Source organism: Neorhizobium alkalisoli, from assembly GCF_007829835.1.
Classification (GTDB): Bacteria; Pseudomonadota; Alphaproteobacteria; order Rhizobiales; family Rhizobiaceae; genus Neorhizobium.
Genome location: NZ_VIWP01000004.1, coordinates 499340 through 524444 on the forward strand (window position 1 = coordinate 499340; position 25105 = coordinate 524444).

A 25105-nucleotide genomic window follows, 5' to 3' on the forward strand; every position below is an offset into this window, starting at 1 on the left:
GGAAGGAGCGGCAGTTTGACGCCGTGATCAGCAAGGGTACCGACGAACTGCGCGATTGTGGCCGGGTTGGTCACGTGCAAAGGAGTTTCGGGCGGGGCGGACAGCGCTTCGACCATCCGGCGAAGCTCTGCCTTCTCTTCTTCCGATTGCTCCATCTTCGTGCCATCGTCGAAGCCGCCGCCGACCAACGAATATGTTGAGGCAAATACCTGCGCCTGCTCCATGATGGCGTCGATTGTTTTGGCGGTCATGCCGCGATCCTTCCCAGAGCATCGAGCAGTTCTTCAGCGCTGGTGACGATGTGGTTGGCCATGAGCGCCATCAGCTCGGGCTCTTCACCGTCGCGCGTCCAGATGATCAGGCGCTTGCCACGTCCGGCGAACCAGCCGCCTTCAAGGTGAGCAGATCTACCGCACGGCAGGAGCAGGACACATGTGTCCGCCCATTCCATGCCACGGAAATCGTTCATGTAGCCACGAGCAGCGATCGGATGCGTGGTCAGAAGCTCGCGATACTGGCTCGCTTTCCAGCCGCTCCAATCCGGATCGATCTCCGACCACGCAAATCCTTTCACGCCATTTGGCGGGTTGCGGAAGTCGTAAACTTCGTGCCCAGCAGCGCGAAGCATGGTGACGGCGTCTGGCTGGTACTGGTTCCGCCAAGACGATGCGAGATAAATGCGGCTCATGGATCATTCTCCCTGGAGTGTTTCGAGGAGAGAGGCGATCCGCTCCTCGCGTTGGTGGAGCATCATTGCGAAGTTGCCGACATCGAGAGGATCGCCCTTCTCGACATGCTCGCGGAGCAGCTGTGACAGGAAAAGCTGAGAGCAATCGTCTTTGTCATCCCATCCGCTGCGGCCCTCAGCACGCTTTGCCGCGAGCTTTGCTTTCATTGCAGCAGCGAAGCGATCGACTGCTAGGGCGTCAGGGTGGTTGTCGCCGATCGGCAGCGAATGGTCTTTGGGCGATGGGTATGTCGCTGCGTTGACAGCTGCGACGATCGCATCTGCACGTTCACGATGATCATCGCCCCAGACGTCCATGCGAACCCTGTAGGTCTTGCCGAGCGGAACATCATGGATGAGGCTGTGTCGGTCATCATGCTTGGCTCCAAGCTGGAAGCCTGCCGGATTGCTGACTGGTTTGGTGTCGCTCACTGTGAAGCCTCCTAGAGGGTGCGAGACTTGCGGTCAGCGTGAGAAACATACTGACCGGGCCTATAGAGTTCGGCATAGGCGATGTTGCGAGCGCGCCTGAGTTCATCGCTGATTGGGTCGCCCCGGCGCGTTGCAGATTGGAAGAAGCGGGTGGCACGACGCAGAGGGCAGCGGTAACTCTCGTCATCGCAGTCCGGCAGGTGGCACGAGAAGCAGGGATGATCGTCGTTCTTCATGCTACGATCATCCAGGCTTCGAAGCTGGCCCGCATGGAGAGCCAGCGGTCTGCCGCCAACTGATCAGCGTTCAGATCAGACCGAGATTCGACATCCAGAAACTCGCGGATCTGACAGGCAATGCGCTCCCGGTCAGAAATGTCGAACCCGTGATGCTCCCAGAGGAAGCGCTTGAACGCCGGATCTGCGCACTTCATCGCGCATTCCGCGGCGTAGTTTGGCAATCCGGCGTTGGTCCGCATCATGCCTCCACTCCTCTCGCAGCCATGGGCGCAATGGCGAAAGTGTCGTCGACGTCCGTCGTCGGGCGAAACACGGTATTGCCCGCGTTCGTGAGGCCTATGCGAACATCCTGCGTCGACACGCTGTCCAGCAAACTGCCAAGCATCTTGGCGTTCAGGCCGATGGCAAAATCAGCGTCATGATCGAAGGCGACTGGCACCTGCTCCACGGCGGATTCGCCATGTCCGTTCACCAGCTCCAACTGCAGCGAACCGCGACGGAGGGTAAGGCGGATACCTTCCTTCATCAGGTCGCCAGCGACAAGCAGAATGCGGCGAACGCATGACTTGAGGCTATCGACGGTGGCGATAACGTCGAACTCGGCCGCCTTTGGCACGGTATCGAAGATCTTCACCGGAAACTCGCCGTCGATCAGACGCGAGAAAATGGAGACGCCGCCACAGGTGACCGACATCAGGTTGTTGGAAATGACCAGGCTGGCCGACGCCTTCTCATCGGAGAAGATCTTTCGCATTGTCTGCGCCAGCTTGCTCGGTATCAGGACCGGCTCGAAACTCGCTTCGGTCTGGGTGCGAATCCGCACGGCGCCCAGCGAGCGCATATTCGTCGCAGCCACAAGAAGCTGACTGCCGCCGCGCTCGGGGGCGATATAGATGCCAAGCGTGTATGGTCGGCCGCTGTCCGCCTTGTCCGTCGCGAACATGACCTTGCCCACCGCCGACATCAGCGGCGCTACATCAATCGTGAAGGCGTCCCCTTTCAGGAAGCTGACAATGGAAGGGAAGTCAGCCTCCAGCAGACTCAGCAGCGTGAACCGCGAAGACCGCGTCCGCAGGATGATTTGTCCTTCCGCACGGCCATGCAGGAACTCGATCTCGGCGGCCTCGGGCAGGCTCTTGACGATACCAAGCAGATCAGCGGCCGAAATGGCGAAGCCGAAATCGCTCTCGGCTGACAGCAGGTCGCAGGTCGCGGCGATCTCGACATCGAGATCAGTTGCACGCAGGCGCAACTGATCTCCAGCCGGTTTCAGGAGGACATGCGAAAGGATCGGGATTTTTGCTCCTCGATCCGACGCCTCGCAGACAGCCGAAAGGGCTGGCAGGATCTCGGCTCTATGGACGCGGAAAATCGCTTGCTCAGCCACGGCCAATGCCTCCACCGGCAACGCGGCGCGCATGTCGCAGCTCAGCGACCGGCGGACGGAGGCCATATTCGCGACCATGAAGCGCGTAGAACATTTCCATTATCTCGCGCATCGGCTCACCTGAGCCCATCGCATCATAGATCTCCCGAACCTGATCGGCGTCGCCGGGCAGTTCGCGCGGTTCCGCGAGCGGAAAACCGAAGAGATCAAGCTTTGCTTCGCCCGCCATCAGAGTATCGCTCCGACCAGGGCGAACACGGCGCAGCAAAGCGACGTGAAAGCGGTAGCGGCAACGATCGCCAGATCCGGCAGGATTGCCGGGCGATCAGGCGCGATTGGGAAAATGAATATACCGGGCATGAAAACCTCCGATCCGTTTCGGATGCCGTCTGCGCGGCTTTCGCCGAGGGGTACGCAGGCGGGCACCGAAGCGGATCAGGCAGCGCGGCGGGCCGGGACCGTGGCGCGCGTCTGGGTCGTGCTTGCCTCGACGGCATAGGCACGCGCGTCATCGACGACACTTTCGAGCTGGGAATCGGTGATGCCGAGGCAGTTCTTCAGGTCCTGGCGGGTGCAGCCTTCACCGAGGCGGCGCATGGCTTCGCCGACGCAGGCAACCTGTTCGTCGCGATTGCGGCACTGCGGATAGGCACTGTGATTTTGAACGCGCATGTCTCTCTCCAGTTGATCGCCCCTGGATCTGCGCAGGTTTGGCGGCTTGCGCAGATCCTTCTCGGGCGGTTGGTGTCCGGCTCAGCGGGGCCGGATGGAGAGAAGGTAATTCGGTTTATGTACCGGGTCAATAGTTATTCGGTACATATACCGAATATTGCTAGACGCCCATCCGGTTGCGATACCGGATGGGCATTAGATGTTGCTAGCGAGTATTCCGACTTCGATCTAATCAGCGCCGGGGAAAATTTGGAATTACATGTCAACATATGACCGCATCACGCGCCCGAAGATATTCGGCATGTTCCCTTCATCTGGGAACAGGGGCTCATGTGAGGGATTTGTTGATACGGGCTCGAATCGCACGGGACTTTGGCGATATCGCTTGTAGGTGGCTCCGCCATCATGGTCGATGATGATGTAGCAGGCGTTCGGCAATAGCTTTGTGTTCTTTCGGTTCACCAATATCACTGAGCCGGGCGGAGATATTCTGTCCATCGAATCGTAGCCGTCTGGAATATCGAACGCATACCACTCACCATCAGGCAGCCCAGTTGCAGAGACGAAGTCGAAATCGTCTGTGGGCATCACTGCATCATTAACTGTCAATTCACCGGCGCTCACCCAAGATATTTTGGGAATTACTATAGACGGTCTTACCATCGCGGAATTTGTGGCATCTTCTGGCCCAGCACCATATGCAAGCCACTCCGGTGTCGTACCAAGCGCCGGAGCAATCGTCTGCAAAGTCTCGATGCGGGGCATCGCCCCTCTACGCCAATTCCGTATCGTGCCAGCTTTTGCGTGCGCACTCATCTCGGCCGCGTGCTCTTTGATCCCCAGCTTATCGAGGCGGGACTGAACGCGGCTAAGGATTTGATCTAGCACAGCTTGTGTCGTGTTTTCGTTCATTCGGTAAATATACCGATAGGAAGCCGTGCCTGCATCAGGTACATAGACCGTTGACAAATCGGTACATGTACCGGATACGTAATCCATGACACTCATTTCATCATTTCTCTTGATTGTGGAGATTTATTGCGAGGCGGCGGGGGTTTCGGAATCCACGCTTTCCTCTCGCATGTTCAATGATGGAAAGCGGATAAGTCAGCTTCGCGGTGGGGCGGATATCGGCGCAAAGCGTCTTGAAGCCTCGCTAAAATGGATGTCAGCAAGCTGGCCGGCCAATGCGATTTGGCCTCACAGTTTTCCGCGACCTTCGCAGCAATCCAACTCGGAGGCCGCAGAATGACTTCCTCGGTCCTCTCGGTCGACATTCAGGTGCACCTCGCCAAAGACGGGAAGCTTGAAAGCTTTGTCCGCGAGTGTCGGCATGAGCTGCGCCAGGCGGATGGATCGTCAGCCAGCGCAGCAGTTGCCATATCGATCTGCACCCGCGTTGATGCGAGTGGATCTCTTCGATCGTTCGTAGTGGGAGTCTTATAGATGCCCCTTCATCTGGCGAACTATGTTCGAGATCCCATCCAACGTGTCTCGCGCCCCCTCGGTCATGTCTCTGAGGCGTTGGCCTTCCACACCTTTGATAGGGGTACCATCCTCCGCCGTCGACAAGCCTTCCGGCACATTTTGCATCTTGGAAATGATCGCTTCGCCTTGCGGAATTGCCGCAAGAATCGCGCCGACGAGCATGTTGAGCATGTGGACCGAGCCCACCAGTGTTCCGTTGTCTTCCGTCAGGTTGAATTTCATTTGGCACTGCCTTTCTCTGTTTGTAGGACAACTGCAGGGAAGCAGCGTCGGGCCTATTCGTCAATCGTGGCGGGTAGGCCATTCCCATCCTCATGGGTGGCCAGCTCCTCCTCCCGCTGTGCCGCCCGAACCCGCGCAATGCCATGTTCCCCGGCATGCGCGGCAACTGGAGCCGGGGCCTCATCAGGCCGGCGGACCCCGGCTCCACTTCTTTTTGCATATTCGGCATATCCCTGCGGGCCTCCGTGATCTGATCAGGCCGTTTTAAGCGAAGCTCGCACGGCCTTCATCGAATCCTTCACCGATCAGATTTTCCTTGACGCAATTCAGGGGTGCTTTCGTGCGCGCCATTCGCAGCATTCTCGCAGAAGATATTCTCAGCCTGAAAGGCATTACCGACGCCTGCCTCAAGCTCGGCGGCGGCATGACGTCGTTTGCGAAGCTGACGCGCGTCGTCGTCTCGCAGCTCTCGAAATACGCCTCGACCAGCGAGGAGAACTTCGAACAGCTGATACCGGTCGATATCGCCGTCGAGGCGGATCGCCGCGCCGGAAAACCTTTGATCGTCGAGGAAATGGCGCGGCAACTCGGTTACCGGCTGGAGTTGGTCGACCAGCCGGCCGCTGGCAGGCGCAAGATTACCGATGATGACGCCATGGACCTGATGAAGGAAGCCATGGACGTCATTCACGCGCTTCGCACCGCTCGCGCAGACGGCAAGATCGACGCCGCGGACCGCAAGCGGATCACCGTCGAGGTTCGCGAGCTGCAGCGCGAGCTGGAAGAGCTGCTGACGAATCTGTCCGAGGGGTGCGAGTGATGTCGAAACCGCTTGGTGGCGCAACCCGCACTTTCCTTCGCCGTGTCAGCTTTGCCGGAGAGCCGCTGCATGCGGAACCTGACGAATTGACGTTGGCCGACTCGTGCCTGCGCGCCGGCTTCATCCGCCGCGCGCCAGGCATCGGCAATTTCTCCATCACCGATGTTGGGCAAGCCTATCTCGATAAGCTGGCGAGGTGCGAATGATCAACATTCTCGCGCCAGCGCCGCGCATCGAGATCATGCACAGTTTCGATGCCCTGCCAGACCGTATCCGCCGCGCCATCGCGCAGGCGGATTTTCCCTTTGATCCACGCGAGATCGCGGAGCGCCTGGCGAAGGGTCGCCGCGCGACAGCCGTCCTGCGCTCCATCCAGAAAAGGACGTCGCTATGAGCGCAAGCCAGAAACTCAGCGAGCGCATGGCCGAAATGGTTTCTATTGCAGTTCGCGACGGCGTTTTCGACGCGGGCAAAAATGAGAATGACAGAAATCGTTGCCGCAGGCTCGATTCGTACGGGCTGTTTCGCCGGGACCTACGAGATTCCGGCCGATATTATCCGACCGACGCTGCCCGGGAGCGCTTCGCAGGATCTGCAGCCGAACCGCAATCCGTGCCGGAGCGGGATACGATAGCGCCGCCAACAGGCGAGCGCTTCCCGCACCATGCGCTCGCAGACCTCTTCCCCATGCTGAGCGACGCGGAACTGAACGAGCTTTCAGATGACATCGCAGCGCGCGGGCAGGAGAATCCGGTCTGGATCTTTCAGGGCCAGATTGTTGACGGCCGAAACCGCGAAGAAGCGTGCCATCGCGCCGGGATCGTGCCGAAATACAGCGAGTATCGCGGTGATGACCCGCTTGGCTTCGTCTTGTCTCTCAATCTGAGGCGGCGCCATCTGACGGAAAGCCAACGCGCCATGGTCGCGGCCAAAATCGTCGATTGGGAGCGCGGCATGAACCAGTCCAGCGCCGGGTCGGCAAATTTGCCGACCCGCGAGGCTGCGCGCCGGCTGTCCATTTCGGAACGGGCAGTGGTTTCGGCGAAACGCATTCGCGAACATGGCTCGCTTGCATTGATCCAGGCTATCGACAGCGGCAGGATCAAGGTCAGCGCAGGGGCGGAAATCTCGTATCTGGAGCGGCAAGCGCAGGACGAGGCCATTCGCGCCGAGGAAAGGCAGATTGCCGCGCGGGCCAAGGAGCTGCGCAACAGGCGCCTTTCGATAAACCGCGCCAGTCGCACGAACATGATCAACCTGATCGCCCAGCAAGGCAAGGTTTCCGCTGGTGAGATGCCCCGCGCAGCCTTCCCGCTCGGTTATTGCGATTTCCCCTGGGAGCAGGAGGCTTACAGCAACGAGACCGGGCAGGATAAGGGTCTCAAGTATCCGTCCATGACGGTCGACGAAGGCATGAGGCTGTGCGCCGGGGAGAAAAGCCCTTTTACCCGAGATGCCAAGCTTTATTTCTGGACGACGACGAACCGGTTTCGCGATGCCATTCGCATCATTGAGGCGTGGGGGTTTGCCTATGTGACCGCGATTACATGGGACAAGGTCGATATCGGCATGGGGCGCGAGGTCCGCGACCGCACAGAGCACCTGCTGATCTGCAAGCGCGGTGAGTTTCCGGGTATCGACCTTTATACGGCAAAGCCGCCGAGCCTCTACACGGAAAAGAAGACACAGCACAGCCGAAAGCCAGTCTGGTTCGCAGAAGAGATCGAGCGGCTGCATCCGACGATGCGCAAGCTGGAGCTTTTCCAGCGGCGCGAAAGCCTTGCCCAGGGCGATATCCGCCTGAATGGCCAGTGGCATTTCTGGGGTTTCGAGGCCGGCGATGCTCAGGATCGGGAGGCCGCAGAATGACCGCACCTCGATCTTTCGACATTTCCGAATGTGAGACGCCGCAGGACATGGCGCGCTGGCTTCTTCGCTGCCCGTTCGACGACCTCTCTCGGGACGAAGGGTTCATTCGTCGGTGGCTCCAATGCACAGGTTTTCGTGAGGGCCTTGCCTACATCGAGAGCATCCTTGCCGTAATACGGGCGGAGCGGCGCGAAGACGGCCAGCTTATGCATTTCATGGCATTCTCGACCGCCAACGGTCGCCTCTGGCGCGTTGCCGAAGGCCTTGAGCCAGTTGGGTTGGGGGATTGATCCAGTGACCTCCGAAGCCACCATCAGGCGCGGCGTCCGAAACGCCAGATATGCCGCAATCCCAAATCACGTTTTTGAGGATGACCGCCTCTCCATGGAGGCGCGCTGGCTGCTGAGCTACCTGCTTTCCAAGCCGGATAACTGGACGGTTGTCATCGGTGATATTACCAAAAAGGGCAATTGCGGGCGCGATAAGGCCCGCAAGATGATCGCTGAGCTTGTCAAGCATGGATATGCAGAACGAGAGCAACAGCGGGACGATGGCAAGTTTGGCTCATCCGTTCTGGTGATTTTCGATGAGCCGAGAAGCGTAGAAGCCACCAACAGCGGAAATAGTGTTGCATTTCTACCGCAGACTGATTTACCGGCGACGGCAACACCGTCGCCGGTTTCGCCGTCGCCGGTAAAATCGGCACTTAGTAATAACTTAAATCTAGAAAATACTGATTGTCAGCAACCTGATACTCCCCCGGGCGCGATGCGATCAGCTCGGGATGAGCTGATGGTGGTCCTCGACGCCGATCATGCCAATGCCGTGATCGAGCACCGGAAGAAAATCCGAAAACCGTTGACCCCGTACGCGGCGCAATTGCTGGCACGACGATTTGCGCTGATGCCTAACCCTAATTCGGCGGCCGACGTGATGATCGGCAATGGTTGGCAGGGATTCGAGCCCGACTGGCTCGAAAGCCGTGGCGCTCGGGGAAGATCGCCGCCGAGGCAGAGTGACTTTCAGCGAAGGCAAGACGCGGCGAAAGCCGCACTCGATCAGGTTATCACTGGAGACGACGATGGGTACGGAAGTTTCGACAGACATCACGATATCGAACTTGGACGCTCAGATTTCGGCGCTACGGGAAAAGCTCGCCCCCGCCACTGACCGAGATGTCGCGGGCTTCCTGAGATCGCTTATGGCGGCAGGACTTGCCATGCCGTCGCCAATCGAGCCTGAGAGGGCCCCTGCGATCTACGGGTATTCCCTGTGTGGCCTGCCTTATTCGTCGATCGAAAAGGTAACGAAAAAGCTCCTGCGTGGGGAATACGAGCGTGAGCACGGGTTTCTTCCCAAGCCGCCCGAGTTTGCCCAGATGGTCAGAGCCGAAGAAGCTTTGATCAGGGCTGACCTGCGCCGTAGCCAGGAGATACGTCAGACCAAGATGGAATTGCAGGATATCAGAAAGCGCCCTGCGCCAAGTGCTGAGAGCATAGAGCGCGTCAGGGCGCTAGTTCGGGGCGTCACACGTCATATGACCTCTCACGAGCGTACGGAGGGGCAGAATGGCGCCTGAAGCTTCCAAGGAGAGCGTTCTGCGCGAGGTGCGCAAGGTGCATCGGGAATGGCCAACATTCCTGTCCGACAGCATCCCAAAGGTTGAAAAGGCGGCGCTTGAGCTGCCCGACGATGCGCGCCAGGCTGGACTGCAAATGGCGCCGCTGTTTGTGCGAAACTGCAAGGAGCGCAAGAACAACGTCTGTTCCTTTGCGGTCTATCTGCGCGAGCGCAGATGGGAACGGCTGACTGACATAGGCATAGCTGCTGAGCCGAAGCGGCCGGAGGCATACACCCGCTTCAGCAGGGCAGGACATGCTCTGAGGCTCTACGAGCTGGTTCAGCCAATAGGACATCTTCCTACCATGCCAGCTGCGCTGCAGTTGGTCTGCGAGGCGGGAGAGCATCCGGACGCGACCGACGCTGAGCGAAAGATGTCGGTGAAGATCCGGAGTGATCATCGCAAGAGGTGGGGTTGGCCTGCTGTGAACGCCATGGCCGGAAAGAGCCGGATATTGGTTCCCGATTGGCTTCTGAAAATATCGGAGACGTTTGCCACGATTGATGCGGGCTCGCATGCCCTTTCCGGGTGGATGGAGCTCTTTGAGAGACGGTCGTGGCCTTGGTTCCCCGACAACATGGAAAGGTACTTCTTCCCTGCCGGCAACGACCCAGAGCAGGCTTTATACGATTTCATGGATGCAATTTCGATGGAGCGGAGCGATGACGATGCAGCATAAGCGGGGCAGCTTCTTCAACTTCGCGAATGGTGAGGTCGAGATCCGCGACTACGCACTGCTCAAGGTCGAGAATGCGCAACGGGCGCAGGCCATCCGAATCAATCAGCTCGGACTTGCCAGTAGGCGAATCGCTGACGAATACCCTCATCTGGCCGCCTGGTTCTGCTTAAGGACTACAGCTGGACGTGAGTTCCTTGTGGAAAGCGCGTTGATTGATGCGAAAGTTCAGGCGTTGGTTCCGACGCGCAAGGGCGACAAAATCATGAAAAGGCACCGGATCATTCCCGCTCCGACGTTGCCGGTGCTGCCCGGTTATGTGCTGGTCAGGTGCGTTCCAGCGCCTGGTGCCATGGCTGGATTGAGGCGGTTTGAGAGGGTTTTGGATGTGATAGGAACTGCCGAAAAACCGTATCGAGTGCCGGACAAATTCGTAAGTAAGTTCATTGAGAAAGCTGTGGCCGGCGAGTACGATCATAGGCCACCGGCTCCTGCTGACTACCCTGTTGGACAACCTGTTAGAGTGATAGATGGACCCTTTGCGAGTTTCCCCGGAACAGTGACGGACTTTGACGGTGAGAGCTGTCGCATCAGGGTGGAGGTGATGATCTTCGGCCGTGCAACGCCTGTCGAATTAGATGTTGCGCAGATCGAAAAAGTATGAGTAAAAATCAGCCTACGGATGATCCTATGATCCTGATTGCGAGCCTTTGAGTGATCGGCTTTGACCGAGAGCGAGTGAAGCGAAAGCTTCCAGGTGGGTACGCCGGTAGGACCCAGCCCTAAGCCTCCACATGTGAGGCACCGATTCAGGGTCAGTGCTACTGCTATGAGATGACGACGACAGGCGGCCGAGAGGTCGCCTTTTGTGTTCTAAGGATATGCCTCGTCTCAAGTCCTTGCCCCCCAGACTGAATACGATGCCATCACGTCTTGGTCGTGTGGCTGGTGATGAAAAGTCCCGCCATCGTGAGCGCGACGCCAACCTTGAGCACCGTAAGTGGTACAAGACGGCACGATGGCAGAAGCTGCGCATGTCTGTGTTGGTCAGGGACATGTTCACCTGCCAGATGGTTGGATGCGGACGCATCGAGGCGGACACCTCGCAGCTCGTCGCCGACCACAAGACGCCGCATCATGGTGATGAGCGGTTGTTCTGGGATGATCAGAACCTGCAGTGCCTGTGCAAGCCATGTCATGACCGGCTGAAGCAGAAGGAAGAGCGGTCGCAGGCTCGACGGTGACCGTCGACATGCCCGCAGAGGCCCAACCGGACCCCTAGAGCCTCAAGGGGGGGGCGGGTCGAAAGTCTGGAAGACCCTCCACCCCTAGACCCGCGCCCCTCTCACCATGATATTTTTTTTCTGATGGACCAAGATTTAGACCTCTTTGGCAACCCTCTGCTGACCTCGGACCCTAAGCTTGGTCGGCCAGAGCATAAGCCATCAGAAGAAAACATCATATTTGTCATGGTGTTACTCGCGTCAGGACAGTCCAATAAAGAGGTTGCCGCAACGCTTGGTCTGTCTGTCCCGACTTTTCGAAAACATTATTTGCACTTGCTCAAGCAGCGTGACCTGATGCTCGATCGCCTTCGGACCAAGCTTCGTGTGACCCAAATTCAGCAGGGGCTTAGTGGGAACGCCGCGGCGCTGAATGCGGCACTCAATACGCTCGACAAGGTTCGGGCTGAGAGCGCGCAAAAGCGGGTTGACCATCGCGGGTCGACGAAGGCCGAGAAAGCTCCGAAGCTTGGCAAAAAGGAGCAGCGGCAGATTACGGCACAGAACATTGGAGGCAAGTTTGCGCCTCCGACGCCTCCCAAACTTATCGTCGATAACGGCTGATGGAGTGGTCTACCGCCTGCCCGGACTGGGAACAGAGGATTGTCGAGCGCAAATCCCTCGTTCCATTTGAGCCGCTTTTCCCAGACGAGGCCGAGGCCGCGCTTGCGGTGTTCAAGTCTCTTCGTATCGTCGATGTGGCGGGCCAGCCAACTTTCGGCGAAGCTTGCGAGGCCTATGTCTTCGATTTCGTCCGTGCTGTCTTTGGGGCTTACGACCACCGGAACGCAAAGCGACTGATTGAAGAATTCTTCCTGCTTATCTCGAAGAAGAATATCAAATCGACGCTCGCAGCTGGCATCATGCTGACGGCACTGATCCGAAACTGGCGCCACTCTGCCGAGCTTTTGATCGTTGCGCCAACGCTGGAGATTGCGGGGAACTCTTTCAAGCCTGCCGCCGACATGGTGCGGGCCGATCCTGAGCTTGTTCACCTTCTGCATGTCCAAGATAACCTTCGGCAGATCACTCACCTGACGACGAATGCTGTTCTGAAGGTTGTTTCTGCAGATGCCAGTACGGTTGGCGGCAAAAAGGCTGCTTTCGTATTGGTCGAGGAGCTATGGCTTTTCGGAAAGCGTCCAGGCTCAGGCGCAATGCTGCAGGAAGCGACAGGCGGCCTTATTTCCCGCCCAGAGGGCTTCGTTATTTACATTTCGACCCAGTCAGATGAGGTTCCGGCTGGTGTATTCAAAGAACGGCTCGAATATTTCCGAGACGTCCGAGACGGCAAGATCAGCGACCCCAGAAGTCTCCCTGTCCTCTACGAGTTTCCTGACTCGATGATCGACAGTGAGGCCTATCTTGACCCTGCGAACTTCTATGTCACCAACCCGAACATGGGTCGGTCGGTAAGTAAGGAGTGGCTTGAGCGCAAGTTGCTGAGGGTCAAAAGCGGGGAAGACGAGGAAGGCGATACCCTTCAGAGTTTCCTTGCCAAGCACCTTAACATCGAGATTGGCATGCGGCTTCGTAAGAACCGTTGGCCTGGTGCAAACTACTGGGAAAAGGCGGGCGATGAAGAATTGTCCGCACTCGGTCATTTCGAAGCGTTGGAGCGGTTGCTGGATCGCAGCGAGGTAGCTGTTGTTGGTTTCGACGGTGGCGGCCTTGATGACTTGGCGGGACTGAACGTATTGGGTCGGGAACCGGCGGAGATACCGATCAGGGTCAAGATCGATGGGGTATGGTCCACCCGATACATGAAGCGGTGGCTTTCATGGTCGCATGCCTGGTGTCATCGCGGCGTACTGGATCGTCGGAAGAAGATCGCGCCGATGCTCTCTGATTTCTCTAAGGCTGGTGAGCTGACAATCGTCGATGATGCCTTGGAGGATGTCGGTTCGATCATCGAAATCATCCAGAGGATCAAGGATCGCGGTTTGCTTGGCGGCGTCGCTGCAGACGCGGCCGGCTTGGGTGAATTCATTGACGCTCTTGAAGACATAGAGGTCAGTCAGGATGCTGGCCTGTTAGTTGCGGCCCCCCAAGGTTACGGAATGATGAACGCGCTGAAGAGTGCGGAGCGTCGTGTGGCAAGTGGCCTGATAAAGCACTGTGGTGGCATTTTGATGCCTTGGTGCATCTCCAATTTAAAGATTGAGCCAACTGCAACCGCCATTCGCGCAACCAAACAGACCGCTGGCGACGCGAAAATCGACCCCGCCATGGCGTTCTTCAATTCCGTCACTTTGATGGCTCGGAACCCGACTGCACCTGGCCGATCGGTCTACGAAACTCGCGGCATAAGGATGATTTGAAAAGATGAGCATCCTTGAGCGCTTTGGTTTCCGTGCCGCTTCGCAGCCGAAGCCTCGGGCTGATGTCGTCAACGTATCGTCGGGAGATGTCTTTTACCTCGACGATCCCCGCGCCATAGAATTGCTGCGCGATGGGATGATGACTGCCAGCGGCTTCACGGTGAACCCGGAAACGGCTCTGCGTAATCCGTCGATGTTTCGCGCGGTCAGCCTGATTTCGAACAGCATCGGCATGCTGCCGCTGCACCTGCTTGAGAAGGAAACCACCGAGAAAGCGACCGACCACCCGCTGTTCAAGGTCCTGCATCGCCGTCCGAACGGCTACCAGAGTGCATTCGATTTTCGCGCCATGATGCAGCTTCGGGCGCTTGTGTACGGCAATGCGTACGCCCGCATCGTTCGATCGACCAGTGTTCGGACGGGGAGCGCGAAGGTCCTCTCTCTTCTCCCGCTCGATCCGCGCGGGATGACAGTCAAGCTCAATGACAGCGCGGAGCTGGAATACGTTTACAGCCGTGACGGCCGGACCCAGCGTTTCAAGGCCGCCGATATCTTCCATCTCCGCGGAATGTCGCTCGACGGCATCAGCGGCTTTTCGCTGGTGAAGCAGGCCAAGGAATCAATTGGCCTTGCGCTTAGCGCGGAATTGGCAGCTGGCCGGCTCTACCGTAATGGCACGATGGTCGGTGGCGCTCTCTCCCACAAGGGGAAGCTCTCTGACGAAGCCTATGAGAGATTGAAGGCGAGCCTTTCGGAGAAGGAAGGCTCCGATAATGCCGGCAAGAACCTCATTCTTGAAGAAGGAATGGAGTGGAAGGCCTATAGCCAATCGGCCCGGGATTCGGAGCTTTCCGCAATCCGCAAGCTTCAGGTTGAAGAGATCGCCAGAATTTCTGGCGTGCCTCGTCCGCTTCTCATGGTTGACGAGACCAGCTGGGGCTCTGGCATCGAAGCGCTGGGACAATTCTTCGTCGCCTATGCCCTGAACCCATGGTTCGAGGCATGGCAGCAGGCGGTAGAGCGCAGTCTGCTTACCGATGACGAAATGGAAACCTATGAAGCCAAGTTCAATCCTGGTGCCCTTCTGCGTGGATCTCTGAAAGACCAGGCCGACTATCTGTCGAAGGCTCTGGGATCTGGCGGGCATCAGCCGTGGATCTGGTACGACGAGGCCCGTGCCACCATGGACCTTCCCAAGCGTGATGCGCCGCCGAACCAGATGATGGGCCATAACGGCGGGCCGACACTGGACGATCCAGCGTCCTGAACCAAAGCCGAATTCTATCGAGGACGTGATGATGAACAACAAGCCTGCCGGCGACAAGCCGAAGCCATCTGCCGTCGTGCTTGGCTCTTCAGTTTTGAGGCCGCCGCGTGGTGCAATCGGCAGGCCGCAAGGCATGTCGCGCCCGAACGCGCTTCCTCTTCCAGCAAATCGGGATGTGTCTGCTTTTACCAAGCCGGCAGTATTCGACCGGTGGCTGGATGATGCCGCTGGCGTGCGAGCACTGGAGACCGGCGATAACGTCATTACTATGTTTGATGTCGTCGGAGAGGATTTCTGGACGGGGGGCGGCATTACCGCCAAGAAGGTTTCGGCGCAGCTGCGCGCGATTGGTCCCAAGCCTATCGTGGTGCAGATAAACAGCCCCGGCGGGGACATGTTCGAAGGCATCGCTGTCTATAACGTGCTTCGCGAACACCCTCAGCCGATTACGGTCAAGGTCATGGGCATGGCGGCCTCGGCCGCATCCATCATTGCCATGGCGGGCGACACGATCGAGATCGGCGCGGCCTCCTTCATCATGATCCACAATTGCTGGGTTATGGCGATGGGGAACCGCCACGATATGCGGGAAACTGCCGAATGGCTTGAGCCTTTCGATAACGCGATGGTCGATGTCTATGCCGCGCGCAGCAAGCAGGACGCAAAGCTGATCGCGAAGTGGATGGATGCCGAGACCTTCATGTCCGGCTCCCAGGCTATCGATCGCGGGTTCGCGGATGCCCTGCTGCCGGCCGATACGGTCACGGTTGATGAGAATGCGAAGGCTCTGGATAGAGACCTCAACGATATTCGGGCGATGGAACTTTCCCTCGTCTCGGCGGGCATGTCGCGTACCGATGCGCGCGCTCGCCTGAACAAGATCAAGGGCACGCCGGGCGCTGCTCTTGAAGCCACGCCGGGCGCTGGCGCAGACGACTGGTCCGGGCTGTCCGGACTTCTTTCCTCAATCAGGTCTAATTAGGGAGATCCTTATGACCGTACAGTTCGCCAAGGGCGCTTTCGCGCTCGCGCGTCCGCGCGCCGTTATGACCATGCCGCGCGCCGACGTATCCGACCCGAAAGCCATGCTGGCGCAGATCCAGGCGGCTTTCGAGGAGTTTAAGAAGGCCAATGACGAAAACCTGAAGGGCAAGGCCGATGTGGTTGTCGCCGAGAAGGTCGATCGCATCAACGCCTCCATTGATGCGATGGAAAAGAACTTCCAGAAGGCTGTCGATGATCTCAACGCCAAGGTTGCTGCAGCCAATGGCGTGGTCGGCGACCTTCCCGAAGATCCGGAATACCTGAACGCCTTCAAGGCCCACATGCGCCGCGGCGATGTTTCGGCGGCGATGCAGAAGGGTACCGACGCCGATGGCGGCTATATTGCCCCGATCGAATGGGACCGCACTCTGACCGGGAAGCTGAAGCGCATCTCGCCCATCCGCAGCAATGCCCGCGTGATCAGTATTTCGACGGCCGGCTTCAAGAAGATGTATACCGACCGCGCTTTCGGTTCCGGTTGGGTGGGCGAAACGGCGTCCCGCCCGCAGACCAGCACGCCGGCCTTCGCGCCGCTCGATTTCACGCCCGGCGAACTTTATGCCATGCCGGCCGCCACGCAGCAGATGCTCGACGACGCTGCTGTCGATCTTGAGGTCTGGATCACTGACGAGGTCGATACCGAGTTTGCTCGCCAGGAAGGTATCGCCTTTGTTGGCGGCGACGGAGTGAACAAGCCGTTCGGCATCCTGACCTACGTCACGGGTGCAGCCAATGCTGCCAAGCACCCGTGGGGCGCCATCGGCGTCAAGAATTCCGGCGCTGCGGCAACCGTGACCTATGACGGCCTGATCGACATGGTTTACGACCTGCCGGGCGAGCTTGCCGGCAATGCCAAGTTCTACATGAACCGGCTTTCCATTGCGAGCTTCCGCAAGCTGAAGGATGCCGGCGGCAACTATCTCTGGCAGCCGAGCCTGGTCGAAGGTCAGCCGTCCACTTTGCTGGGAACCGCGATCGTCGAAGTCCCCGACATGCCGACCGTGGCCGCCGGAAACATCGCGGCGCTCTACGGGGATATGGATGCAACCTACATCGTCGTCGACCGCATCGGTACGCGCGTCCTGCGCGACCCGTACTCGTCCAAGCCCTATGTGCTTTTCTACGTAACGAAGCGTGTCGGCGGTGGCGTCTACAACCCGGAGCCGATGCGCGCGCTGAAGATCTCTGCCTGATTTTCTGACCCTGCAACGGGCGTCCGCGCCCCTTGCTTCCCGTTAAACTATCATAGGAGGCCGCAATGGCCGTTTCGAAAACGAAATCTACTGCCGCGGTCGCTGCCAAGGCAAAGTCCGAGCAGAGCGACGGTTCGGAAAGTGCAAATCTGTCGGGCGATACTGGCGCAATTACTGCCGATACCGGCAGTCAGATGGCGGATATCGCTCCAGCGACGGAGATCGATACGTCTGGTGCCGTTCAGCAGATCGTGCCGGATGTTGATCTTTCGCATCCGGCCGTCGACGCCGACCCTCGCCGCAACACCACCGCGGATCAGAACCGGATCGATTTCAATGATCCGACGATGAGCGGCCAGGAGGCTGTTGAACGCAGCCTCGGCATGAAAAAGGACTGAGCGATGAGCGACGTCGTCATCACCGAAGTCGGCCCGCTTTACACGCTGGATGAGGTAAAATCTCATCTGCACGTCGACTCGAGCGATGACGACGTCACGATCCAGGCCTATATGGACGCCGCTGAAAAATCGGTCCTTCAGTACTGCAATATTGCGCTCGTGCCGCTCGGCGCCGAAAGTGTCTTCAAGGTCGCAGCTCTGATGGTTGTCAGCGACCTCTATGAAAACCGCAGTGGCGGCGAAGGTCTGCCGAAGGCGGCGCAACTGCTCATCAATCCTTATCGCTGGCTGCGGGTGTGATCATGCAGGCTGGTGATCTGGATAAGCGCGTGGCTTTCGATTCCCCCGTGCAGGCGGATGACGGTCATGGCGGTATCGTCGAGGGCTTTGCGGACGATGATGTCGCCACAAAGGTTTGGGCAAAATTCCTTTACCTGCGCGGTGGCGAGACGGTGCAGGCGGCCCGGCTTGCCGGCACGCAGCCGATCGTCGTCACGGTTCGCAGCACATCGGCTTCGCGGCTAATCGATCCGACCTGGCGCATGCGCGATATTAGGTCCGGCGAGATTTTTAATATCCGCTCCGGTCCGGTCCCGACCGATGATCGGCTCTATCTCGAATTTACCGTGGAAGGCGGCGTTGCCACGTGAGTGTTTCCGTTGCCCTGCAGGACCTTATTCTTTCGCTGCTGAAGGCAGATAATGCCGTCGCAGCGATCGTTGCGGATCGGGTCATTGATGGCCCGACGTCGAAAACGTCGTTTCCCTATATCAGCCTTGGTGCTTCGGATATCGAGTTGATCGATGCCGAATGCATGCGTGGGCGTGATGAGACGGTGCAGATCGATTGCTGGACCCGCGACGACGGAAAGCTTTGGCGCTGCAAGAGGCTTGTCGATGCGGTCCAAGGCGCCCTGCACGAAAAGGAAGGCCCGCTTTCCAGTGGCGCGCTCATTTCCCTGAACGTGGTCCTGATGCGCTCCTTCATCGACCGCGACAACATCACAGCCCATGGCGTCGTGCAGGTAACGGCGGAGCTGGAGGAATAATGGCCTGGGTTCGTTTCACTGAAGACTTCGATTTCCGCCCGACGCGGAGTTCGCTGATCGCCTACCGCGCCGGCATGCAGCTTTCCGTGCGCCGGGCCTGCGCTGACCAGGCAATCGCCGCCGGCAAGGCCGTCACAGTCAAGGCACCGGCCAGAAAGAAGTCGGATGGCGAAGATCCTCAATCTGGCGAGGCTTGAGCGCAAGCTCAGGCGCTTGCCGAAGCTCGTCGTCGATAACATTCGCTCCGAAATGGAGGCTGTTGCCGACGATATCGTCGCGATGATGAAAAATCTCGTCCCTGTCGAATCCGGGGCGCTTCGCGAAAGCATCGGCTGGACATGGGGTAAGGCGCCGAAGGGTTCCATGGTCCTTGCCACGGCAAAGGCCAGTCTCGGTGCAGATCTGACGATTACGATCTATGCCGGCAACGACGAAGCCTACTGGGCGCGCTGGGTCGAGTTCGGAACGGCGCCCCATATCAACAAGGGTCTATATGCCGGATCGCAAAACCCCGGCACGCGCGCGCAGCCCTTCTTCTACGTTAGCTGGCGGGCAAACAAGAAGCCGGCCAAGCGCGCCATCCGGAAGGCGACCCGCAACGCCGCCAGGGCTGTGGCGGCCGGCAAGTAAGCCGACATCAATCAATTCAATTCCTGCCGCTCGGCGGGCGTTTTGGCATGCCATCGAAGGAGATAGATCATGGCAGAAGCAACAGGCATCAAGGGCGGCCGGATCAAGGTCATGCTCGGCGATGACGCAACCCCGACCGTGTATGCCGTACCGTGCGGCCTCACGCAGCGGTCGCTGACCTTCAACAAGGGTCTGGAAGAATTCCAGTTGCCGGACTGCGATGATCCGGATCAGGTATCCTGGATGGGCCGCGATGCGACCTCGCTGTCGATGTCGATCGGCGGTGAAACCGTTATTGCCGAGGAGAGTATCGAAACCTGGCTGGATGCTGTCGAGAGCGAAGATTCGACGCCGATCAAGGTCGTCGCCGAATTTCCCGCCAAGACGATCACCTGGACCGGCAAGGCTCATGTCGAAAGCCTCGAAGTCACCGGCATCAACAACCGCCGTGCAACAGGCACCGTCTCCCTGCAGAGCGACGGCAAGATGACGCGTGTCGTCTCCTGATGCGCGACGCGCAAATTACATTGCCATGGGCGGACGGTGATTACACCTTCCGCCTCGGCTGGGGTGAGCTGGAACTGTTGCAAGAAGCCTGCAATGCCGGACCCTATGTCATCCTCAATCGGCTGATGTCCGAACAGTGGTTTATGGGTGATATCGCTCACACCATTCGGCTTGGCCTGATCGGTGGTGGCATGAAACCTGCCGACGCCCTCAAGAAGGTGCGCGACTACGTCCAGAATCGGCCGCCGGCTGAAAACGTGCCCTATGCTCAGGGCATCCTGTCGGCTGGCCTGGCAGGAGCACCGGAAGAGGGTGAGGTGGGGGAGTCAGAGGCCGCAAGTCAGGAACCCAGCTTGACGACCTTCCTAACGGAAAGCTGAGATTTGCGGCCATCTATGGCAATGGCGCGGTCATGGGCTTCACGCCGCAAGATGTTCGCGCCATGTCGATGTGGCAATATTTTGCCGCTCTCGACGGCTTCCAGAAAGCGAATGGCGCCGAGGAAGGAATGACGAAGGCGGAAGAAGACGACTTGTGGGATTGGATCAATGAGTGATGCGAGGTTGTGTCAGCGCACGTCCATTCCGCGCTGACGGCACATTGTGATCACTACGGCCGCCTCCTGTTGAGAGCCGCCGATCTTACCCACTAGATATGATTTTCCGAAGAGTAAGCCTATGAACGGTTGGTTCCCTGTGTAGCCGCCATAGCTGTTTTTTGCATTCACTACCCCGCAGACCGTTATAGCATTCGGGCTCTCTGCTGCTGCCGCAAAACCACCGAAACGGGCGCTTTCCGGATCTTTCAAGCTTTTGCGGACGCCTCTCTGAACCGTGTTTACTTGTTCAGCTGTCAGCTTAACCGGCGAGAATTTCGCGGCTTGCTGCGCTGATGCAGAAGTCGCAGGACCAGCAGCGACAATGAATAGCGCTGCAACACAGTAGAACTTTCTCCCAAACATAAATTCCCCTGAGAAAAATCATGGCTGTTGTTGATATTGAAAAGCTCGTTGTTCAGCTTTCCGCTGACCTTAAATCATACGAGCGAGCCACGCAAAGGGCTGTAGGTGTCAGCAATCGTCAGTTTCGCGCGATCGAGAACCGTGCCAGTCAAATGGATAAGCGGCTTGGCCAGATCGGTAAGAGTGCAGCGGCCAGTCTTGTCGCACCGCTGACCGGCGTCGCGGCGGCGCTGTCTGTGCAAGAAGTCATGAAATATGCCGATGCGTGGACTTCTGCGAAAAACAGTCTCGCCGTTGCCGGTGTCACGGGGCGCAACCAGGCCAATGTGCTCGACCAGCTGTACCAGTCGGCGCAGAGGAATGCGACACCGATTGCCGCGCTTGCAAGTCTGTTCGGCAAAGCAGCGCAGGCCTCTGACAATCTCGGGGCGTCGCAGGATGACCTGATCAAGTTTTCGGACGGCGTTGCTGTTGCACTGCGGGTAGCGGGAACGTCGGCGCCAGAGGCTTCCGGCGCTCTGACGCAGCTGGGGCAGTTGCTCGGATCGGCCCGCGTGCAGGCGGAAGAGTTCAATTCCGTCAATGAGGGTGCGCGCCCTATCCTGATGGCGGTCGCCAATGGTCTCGATGCAGCGGGCGGTTCGGTCAGCAAGCTGAAAGAGCTGGTCAATGACGGGAAGGTGTCTGGCCAGCAGTTTTTCCAGGCTTTCCTCAAGGGCCTGCCTTCGATCGAGTCCATGGCGGCGAATTCGACGCAGACAATCGAACAGGGTTTCACGAAGGTCCAGAATGCCCTGATCCGCTATGTCGGTTCCGCCGATAGCAGCCTCGGCGCCTCGCGCCAGCTGGCGTTGGGTCTGAACGCGCTGGCGGACAATTTCGATGTCGTAGGCGATACGGTGGTCACGGTTGCTGGGGTTATCGCCGGAGTGCTTGTAGGGCGCTCTATTTCCAAACTGATTGGCGGCCTTCGAGACAGCGCGGTGGCGGCGCGCGCCGTGGTGCAGGCCCTTTCGCTCTTCAAGCAGGTCAGAAGCATTGGCGATCTTGGTGCAGCTTTCTCTTTGCTGGGGGCTTCGGCCGGCCCGATCGCAGCTATCATAGGGGTCGCAGCAGTAGGTGCTGTTACCTACTTCGGCGGAAAGGCTATTGATGCTGCGGCACGTACAGAACGACTGAAGCAGGAGATGGACGCACTCGGCATAAACGCCGAGCGTCTTGGCGGTAAAGTCGATGACGTTGCAAAATCACTCGATAAGCTTGCACCTGACCAGCTGCGTCAGCGTCTCGCGGATATCAACGACGAACTAGACCGAATGAATGGTCGTAGCATCATGAACTATCTTGGTCTTGCCGGCGCCGACACGCTTGGCGATGTCAGGGCACAGATCAACGCGGCAATGCGATCCGGTCCGAATCGAAACGCAAACGATATCGGGGCAGCAAAGCAATTAAAGGAGCTTGTTGATCAGGCTGAGGGCGGAAAGCTTTCACTCGATCAAGTCAGAACTCGACTAGATGAAATCGGCAAGGTTGATGTCAGCGCAGGAATGCGGGCGCTTATAGAGAAGCTGCGCGAAGTATTTCCCCAAATGCGCGCTATAAGAGAGCTCGCAACAAGAACTAAAGACAGCTTGTCTGCGAGCACGCGTAGCTTCACCCTTCCTGCTGATTATGCCGATCGACAGGCGCAAGCCGAAGTAACCCGGCAACAGAGTGAAGGTCAGAAGATTCTCGACGAGGAAAAACGCGTCAACCAGCTGACAGACAGTCAGAAGGATCTGGAAGACGAGATGAAACGCCTTCGCGAGGCGATTTCTAAAGTGGTTGGTGGCGCGATCGCGTCGGAAGCTCAGATCCGCCAGCAGGCGCAGGAAAATCTCGACGCTCGTGCAGGGAATTCTGCCATTTCCGGTTTTGTCGGCCGTGTGGCCGGCGCGGAGTCCGGCGGCAATGCCAACGCGAAGAATCCGAGCAGTTCAGCCACGGGTCTTGGTCAGTTTATCGAAAGCACATGGCTCAACCTCTTCAAGAAGTATTTTCCTGATGAGGCAAAAGGCATGTCCGATCCGGCAATCCTGGCGCTGCGCACGAATGCCGAACGATCTAAGGCTATGATCGAGGCGTATGCGCGGGAAAACTCTGACGCGCTCAAGGCCGCAGGGATCTCGGTCACAGGCGCTGCAGACGAGTACAAACTGCAGCTCGCGCATTTCCTCGGGCCGCAGGGGGCAATCAACGTCCTGAAGGCTGCACCCGGCACGCTGGCATCATCGGTGCTGGACAAGGGCGCGGTGGCCGCCAATCCGACCATTCTCGGCGGCGGTCGCACCGTCGACGACGTGATTGCCTATGGCCAGCGCCGCGCCGGGATGACGACGGCCGGGACGCAGCGGCTCGATGCGCGTGACGATTTTTCGAAAACGCTGCAGGACCAGCAGCGCTACCTGGAGCGCCTGAAGGAAGAGACCGGCATTCGCCAGCAGCTCAACCCGCTTGTCGACGACTACGGTCGCAAGCTCTCCGAATTCCAGATGGCTTCGGAACTGCTGACGGCTGCGCAGGAAGATGGCACCGAGGCCGGGCGGGAGCTTTCGAGCGTCCAGCAGCTTTTGACGGGCGATCTTTCCGGCCTGTCTCCCGTTGCTCGCGAACAGGCGCTCGCCATGCGTGCGCTGGCGCAGGGTCAGGGCGAAGCGACTGCAGCCGCCGGACAGCTGCAGGCCGCGCAGGATCGGGTGAAGCAGTCGGCCGATGAGTTCAAGAGCGATGCCAAGGATGTGGCATCGGGGTTCATCTCGGATCTGCGCAACGGCGTCTCCGCTGCAGAGGCGCTTTCCAACGCGCTCGACAAGGTCGTCGACAAGCTGATTGACGCCTCGCTGAATTCCCTTTTCGGGATCGGTGGCGGCGGGGGTAGCGGCATCCTCTCCCTTTTCGGTCTGAAGAATGGCGGCCCGATCCAGAAAAAGGCGGGTGGCGGCAGGATCAGCGGCCCGGGCGGACCTCGCGATGACAAGGTCCTGCTCTGGGGTTCGAACGGCGAATTCATGGTCAACGCTGCGGCGACGAAAAAACACCGGGCCTTGCTTGAGGCGATCAATAGCGGTGCGCCTGCGCTCAAGGATGGCGGCTATGTCTCCAATCTCTCTGCACCCCTGATGCCGACGATGCGCCGAACCGGATCGTCTTCGTCTGGCGGCACTTATGCGCCGACCTATCATATCGATGCACGCGGCGCCGATCAGGCGGCGGTGTCGCGACTCGAGCGCGGCCTGCAGCAGCGCGATCGCACGGAAAGCAAGCGCGTCGCCGGCCGCCAGCATCAACAGAACACGAGAAAGACCAGGCCCTGATGGCGAGATTGCTTTCCTGGCCATTGGGCCTGCGCTGGAACCGATGGAAATGGCTTGCGGGTCCGGAGGCGGTCGGCGCCTCATCGGATACGACAATCGGCGATTTCACGCAGACGATTGCTTCCCCGTTTGGGGCGCGCGCCATGCAGATCACCTTTCCTCCCTTGCGGGGCGCTCCAGCCCGCAGGGCGCGGGGGCTGATCACCGCCTTGAACAAGGGTGCCAATGCCGTCCGTGTTTCGATCTGCGATTGGGATGGCATGAAGTTCGCGGAGGCCGGCACCTCGATCACGCAGCAGCAGATACAGGACGGCATGCCTTTTTCGAACGGGCTTGGCTGGTCGAACGGGGAAAACTGGCAGCTGACAAAGCCGCTTGTTCCGGTGGCGTCGAGCGCAGCGCAGGATGCGACGGTGATCCGGCTGAGTACGGCTTTCTGGGGCGGACTGCTCGGTATGGGTGACTGGATCGGATTCTCTCCGCTTCATTTCGGCCTCTACGAAATCACGGAAGAGATGGAGACCGCAGGGCAGTACCGGATCTGGCCGCCGCTCCGCAAGGATATCGCCTCCGGCAGTTTTTCAACCCTTTATCCGGTCATGGCCATGCGCCTGATGGCCAATAACCTGCCCGACGCCGAGCGCGGTCCATCGCATCTTGAAAATCTCAGCATCTCGTTGGTCGAAGTGTTCGATTACGACGTGCGAGATTACTTCCTGGATTAGGCCGATGGCGCGCACGCTTGAGGACGTCGAGGCGATGAGCCGCCGGGATCTCGCGGCCATCCATGCCTCGGAGCTAAATGCGGCACTTAATCCGATCCCGGGACGGGCGGATGATGATCTGTCCCTGGAAGAAAAAGAGGCCATGCAGATCGATGTGGCCAATCTCGTCACCCTTCATCGACGTGAGCTGAACGCCTGGACGGCGGCAAACCAGTAGGA

At 58.7% G+C, this 25105-nt stretch carries 37 protein-coding genes and 1 pseudogene; 27 read left to right on the forward strand and 11 right to left on the reverse strand.

What is annotated here, in order from left to right; genetic code table 11:
- From FHW37_RS33615 to FHW37_RS18225, 9 genes are all read right to left on the reverse strand, one after another.
- The coding region (locus FHW37_RS33615) for a hypothetical protein (RefSeq protein ID WP_210249301.1) at nt 1–251 on the reverse strand (251 nt) is incomplete at its 3' end.
- On the reverse strand, nt 248–688 hold the full coding sequence (locus FHW37_RS18200) for a hypothetical protein (protein ID WP_145638911.1): 441 nt from the start codon (nt 686–688) through the stop codon (nt 248–250). The genes FHW37_RS18200 and FHW37_RS33615, both read right to left, overlap by 4 nt.
- 3 nt (nt 689–691) lie before the next feature.
- Nucleotides 692–1159, reverse strand: a complete 468-nt coding sequence (locus FHW37_RS33950; protein WP_210249302.1) for a hypothetical protein — start codon at nt 1157–1159, stop codon at nt 692–694.
- Nucleotides 1160–1391: 232 nt separating this feature from the next.
- Nucleotides 1392–1640 carry a hypothetical protein gene (locus FHW37_RS18210; RefSeq protein ID WP_145638913.1) on the reverse strand — a complete coding sequence of 83 codons (249 nt, stop codon included), beginning with the start codon at nt 1638–1640 and terminating at the stop codon, nt 1392–1394.
- Nucleotides 1637–2818, reverse strand: coding sequence for a DNA polymerase III subunit beta (gene dnaN, locus FHW37_RS18215; protein WP_186458303.1), 1182 nt, complete (start codon nt 2816–2818; stop codon nt 1637–1639). Before dnaN ends, FHW37_RS18210 begins: the two co-directional genes overlap by 4 nt.
- Nucleotides 2778–3014 carry a hypothetical protein gene (locus FHW37_RS33620; protein WP_186458304.1) on the reverse strand — a complete coding sequence of 79 codons (237 nt, stop codon included), beginning with the start codon at nt 3012–3014 and terminating at the stop codon, nt 2778–2780. Before FHW37_RS33620 ends, dnaN begins: the two co-directional genes overlap by 41 nt.
- On the reverse strand, nt 3014–3145 hold the full coding sequence (locus tag FHW37_RS34500) for a hypothetical protein (RefSeq protein ID WP_281407261.1): 132 nt from the start codon (nt 3143–3145) through the stop codon (nt 3014–3016). Before FHW37_RS34500 ends, FHW37_RS33620 begins: the two co-directional genes overlap by 1 nt.
- Nucleotides 3146–3220: 75 nt before the next feature.
- The gene (locus FHW37_RS18220) at nt 3221–3457 is read right to left on the reverse strand and encodes a hypothetical protein (RefSeq protein ID WP_145638917.1); all 237 of its coding nucleotides are present in this window, start codon (nt 3455–3457) and stop codon (nt 3221–3223) included.
- Nucleotides 3458–3712: 255 nt separating this feature from the next.
- A complete protein-coding gene (locus tag FHW37_RS18225) occupies nt 3713–4456 on the reverse strand; it encodes a LexA family transcriptional regulator (protein WP_246690811.1) in 744 nt (247 codons plus the stop codon).
- On the opposite strand from FHW37_RS18225, the gene FHW37_RS18230 reads away from it, so the two are divergent.
- Nucleotides 4455–4709 (forward strand): hypothetical protein, encoded by a 255-nt coding sequence (locus tag FHW37_RS18230; protein WP_145638918.1) that lies wholly within the window; start codon nt 4455–4457, stop codon nt 4707–4709. The two genes, FHW37_RS18225 and FHW37_RS18230, sit on opposite strands and share 2 nt — an antisense overlap.
- Before the next feature lie 188 nt (nt 4710–4897).
- Here the strand turns inward: FHW37_RS18230 and FHW37_RS18235 are convergent, their stop codons facing one another.
- Entirely contained in the window at nt 4898–5167 is a 270-nt protein-coding gene (locus tag FHW37_RS18235) for a hypothetical protein (RefSeq protein WP_145638919.1), read from the reverse strand.
- A 340-nt stretch (nt 5168–5507) separates the two neighbouring features.
- On the opposite strand from FHW37_RS18235, the gene FHW37_RS18240 reads away from it, so the two are divergent.
- The 23 genes and pseudogenes from FHW37_RS18240 to FHW37_RS33630 all read left to right on the forward strand — a co-directional run bounded on the left by FHW37_RS18240 (nt 5508) and on the right by FHW37_RS33630 (nt 20400).
- Nucleotides 5508–5987 (forward strand): phage regulatory CII family protein, encoded by a 480-nt coding sequence (locus FHW37_RS18240; protein ID WP_246690812.1) that lies wholly within the window; start codon nt 5508–5510, stop codon nt 5985–5987.
- The gene (locus FHW37_RS18245) at nt 5987–6193 is read left to right on the forward strand and encodes a hypothetical protein (protein ID WP_145638921.1); all 207 of its coding nucleotides are present in this window, start codon (nt 5987–5989) and stop codon (nt 6191–6193) included. The genes FHW37_RS18240 and FHW37_RS18245 overlap by 1 nt, the downstream gene beginning before the upstream one ends.
- The gene (locus FHW37_RS18250; RefSeq protein WP_145638923.1) at nt 6190–6381 is read left to right on the forward strand and encodes a DUF6525 family protein; all 192 of its coding nucleotides are present in this window, start codon (nt 6190–6192) and stop codon (nt 6379–6381) included. The genes FHW37_RS18245 and FHW37_RS18250 overlap by 4 nt, the downstream gene beginning before the upstream one ends.
- Nucleotides 6378–7856 (forward strand): Spo0J and IME4 domain-containing protein, encoded by a 1479-nt coding sequence (locus FHW37_RS18255; protein ID WP_145638925.1) that lies wholly within the window; start codon nt 6378–6380, stop codon nt 7854–7856. Before FHW37_RS18250 ends, FHW37_RS18255 begins: the two co-directional genes overlap by 4 nt.
- On the forward strand, nt 7853–8146 hold the full coding sequence (locus tag FHW37_RS18260; RefSeq protein WP_145638927.1) for a hypothetical protein: 294 nt from the start codon (nt 7853–7855) through the stop codon (nt 8144–8146). Before FHW37_RS18255 ends, FHW37_RS18260 begins: the two co-directional genes overlap by 4 nt.
- 4 nt (nt 8147–8150) lie before the next feature.
- Nucleotides 8151–8600: pseudogene (locus tag FHW37_RS18265) on the forward strand (helix-turn-helix domain-containing protein); the annotation flags it as partial.
- An 824-nt stretch (nt 8601–9424) separates the two neighbouring features.
- Nucleotides 9425–10156: a hypothetical protein gene (locus tag FHW37_RS33625; RefSeq protein ID WP_186458305.1), complete on the forward strand. Its 732-nt coding sequence runs from the start codon at nt 9425–9427 to the stop codon at nt 10154–10156.
- Entirely contained in the window at nt 10140–10817 is a 678-nt protein-coding gene (gene nusG / locus FHW37_RS18270; protein WP_186458306.1) for a transcription termination/antitermination protein NusG, read from the forward strand. Before FHW37_RS33625 ends, nusG begins: the two co-directional genes overlap by 17 nt.
- Before the next feature lie 256 nt (nt 10818–11073).
- Entirely contained in the window at nt 11074–11397 is a 324-nt protein-coding gene (locus FHW37_RS18275; protein WP_246690813.1) for an HNH endonuclease, read from the forward strand.
- A 123-nt stretch (nt 11398–11520) separates the two neighbouring features.
- The gene (locus FHW37_RS18280) at nt 11521–12000 is read left to right on the forward strand and encodes a hypothetical protein (protein WP_145638933.1); all 480 of its coding nucleotides are present in this window, start codon (nt 11521–11523) and stop codon (nt 11998–12000) included.
- Nucleotides 12000–13757: a terminase large subunit gene (locus FHW37_RS18285; protein ID WP_145638935.1), complete on the forward strand. Its 1758-nt coding sequence runs from the start codon at nt 12000–12002 to the stop codon at nt 13755–13757. Before FHW37_RS18280 ends, FHW37_RS18285 begins: the two co-directional genes overlap by 1 nt.
- A gap of 4 nt (nt 13758–13761) precedes the next feature.
- Nucleotides 13762–15024: a phage portal protein gene (locus FHW37_RS18290; RefSeq protein ID WP_145638936.1), complete on the forward strand. Its 1263-nt coding sequence runs from the start codon at nt 13762–13764 to the stop codon at nt 15022–15024.
- A gap of 31 nt (nt 15025–15055) precedes the next feature.
- Nucleotides 15056–16006: a head maturation protease, ClpP-related gene (locus tag FHW37_RS18295; protein ID WP_246690814.1), complete on the forward strand. Its 951-nt coding sequence runs from the start codon at nt 15056–15058 to the stop codon at nt 16004–16006.
- Nucleotides 16007–16016: 10 nt separating this feature from the next.
- Entirely contained in the window at nt 16017–17261 is a 1245-nt protein-coding gene (locus tag FHW37_RS18300) for a phage major capsid protein (protein ID WP_145638938.1), read from the forward strand.
- Between the two features lie 65 nt (nt 17262–17326).
- Nucleotides 17327–17659 (forward strand): hypothetical protein, encoded by a 333-nt coding sequence (locus FHW37_RS34120; protein ID WP_246690815.1) that lies wholly within the window; start codon nt 17327–17329, stop codon nt 17657–17659.
- A gap of 3 nt (nt 17660–17662) precedes the next feature.
- Nucleotides 17663–17959: a head-tail connector protein gene (locus tag FHW37_RS18310; RefSeq protein ID WP_145638940.1), complete on the forward strand. Its 297-nt coding sequence runs from the start codon at nt 17663–17665 to the stop codon at nt 17957–17959.
- Nucleotides 17960–17961: 2 nt separating this feature from the next.
- Nucleotides 17962–18309, forward strand: a complete 348-nt coding sequence (locus FHW37_RS18315) for a head-tail adaptor protein (protein WP_145638942.1) — start codon at nt 17962–17964, stop codon at nt 18307–18309.
- Entirely contained in the window at nt 18306–18707 is a 402-nt protein-coding gene (locus FHW37_RS18320; protein WP_186458308.1) for a DUF3168 domain-containing protein, read from the forward strand. The genes FHW37_RS18315 and FHW37_RS18320 overlap by 4 nt, the downstream gene beginning before the upstream one ends.
- Nucleotides 18707–18904: a hypothetical protein gene (locus tag FHW37_RS18325; RefSeq protein ID WP_145638946.1), complete on the forward strand. Its 198-nt coding sequence runs from the start codon at nt 18707–18709 to the stop codon at nt 18902–18904. Before FHW37_RS18320 ends, FHW37_RS18325 begins: the two co-directional genes overlap by 1 nt.
- Nucleotides 18873–19337: an HK97 gp10 family phage protein gene (locus FHW37_RS18330; protein ID WP_145638948.1), complete on the forward strand. Its 465-nt coding sequence runs from the start codon at nt 18873–18875 to the stop codon at nt 19335–19337. The genes FHW37_RS18325 and FHW37_RS18330 overlap by 32 nt, the downstream gene beginning before the upstream one ends.
- A gap of 69 nt (nt 19338–19406) precedes the next feature.
- Nucleotides 19407–19844 (forward strand): phage tail tube protein, encoded by a 438-nt coding sequence (locus tag FHW37_RS18335; RefSeq protein WP_145638950.1) that lies wholly within the window; start codon nt 19407–19409, stop codon nt 19842–19844.
- Nucleotides 19844–20224, forward strand: a complete 381-nt coding sequence (locus FHW37_RS18340) for a gene transfer agent family protein (protein WP_246690816.1) — start codon at nt 19844–19846, stop codon at nt 20222–20224. Before FHW37_RS18335 ends, FHW37_RS18340 begins: the two co-directional genes overlap by 1 nt.
- Nucleotides 20225–20256: 32 nt before the next feature.
- Nucleotides 20257–20400, forward strand: coding sequence for a hypothetical protein (locus FHW37_RS33630; RefSeq protein ID WP_186458327.1), 144 nt, complete (start codon nt 20257–20259; stop codon nt 20398–20400).
- A gap of 12 nt (nt 20401–20412) precedes the next feature.
- On the opposite strand, the gene FHW37_RS18345 is transcribed toward FHW37_RS33630, so the two are convergent.
- A complete protein-coding gene (locus tag FHW37_RS18345) occupies nt 20413–20805 on the reverse strand; it encodes a hypothetical protein (RefSeq protein ID WP_145638954.1) in 393 nt (130 codons plus the stop codon).
- A 152-nt stretch (nt 20806–20957) separates the two neighbouring features.
- On the opposite strand from FHW37_RS18345, the gene FHW37_RS18350 reads away from it, so the two are divergent.
- Genes FHW37_RS18350 through FHW37_RS18360 form a run of 3 tightly spaced genes read left to right on the forward strand, consistent with a single transcriptional unit; the run spans nt 20958 to nt 25103 of the window.
- On the forward strand, nt 20958–24161 hold the full coding sequence (locus FHW37_RS18350) for a tape measure protein (RefSeq protein WP_186458309.1): 3204 nt from the start codon (nt 20958–20960) through the stop codon (nt 24159–24161).
- Nucleotides 24161–24886 (forward strand): hypothetical protein, encoded by a 726-nt coding sequence (locus tag FHW37_RS18355; protein WP_145638958.1) that lies wholly within the window; start codon nt 24161–24163, stop codon nt 24884–24886. The genes FHW37_RS18350 and FHW37_RS18355 overlap by 1 nt, the downstream gene beginning before the upstream one ends.
- Before the next feature lie 4 nt (nt 24887–24890).
- The gene (locus FHW37_RS18360) at nt 24891–25103 is read left to right on the forward strand and encodes a hypothetical protein (RefSeq protein ID WP_145638960.1); all 213 of its coding nucleotides are present in this window, start codon (nt 24891–24893) and stop codon (nt 25101–25103) included.
- Nucleotides 25104–25105: the final 2 nt, after the last annotated feature.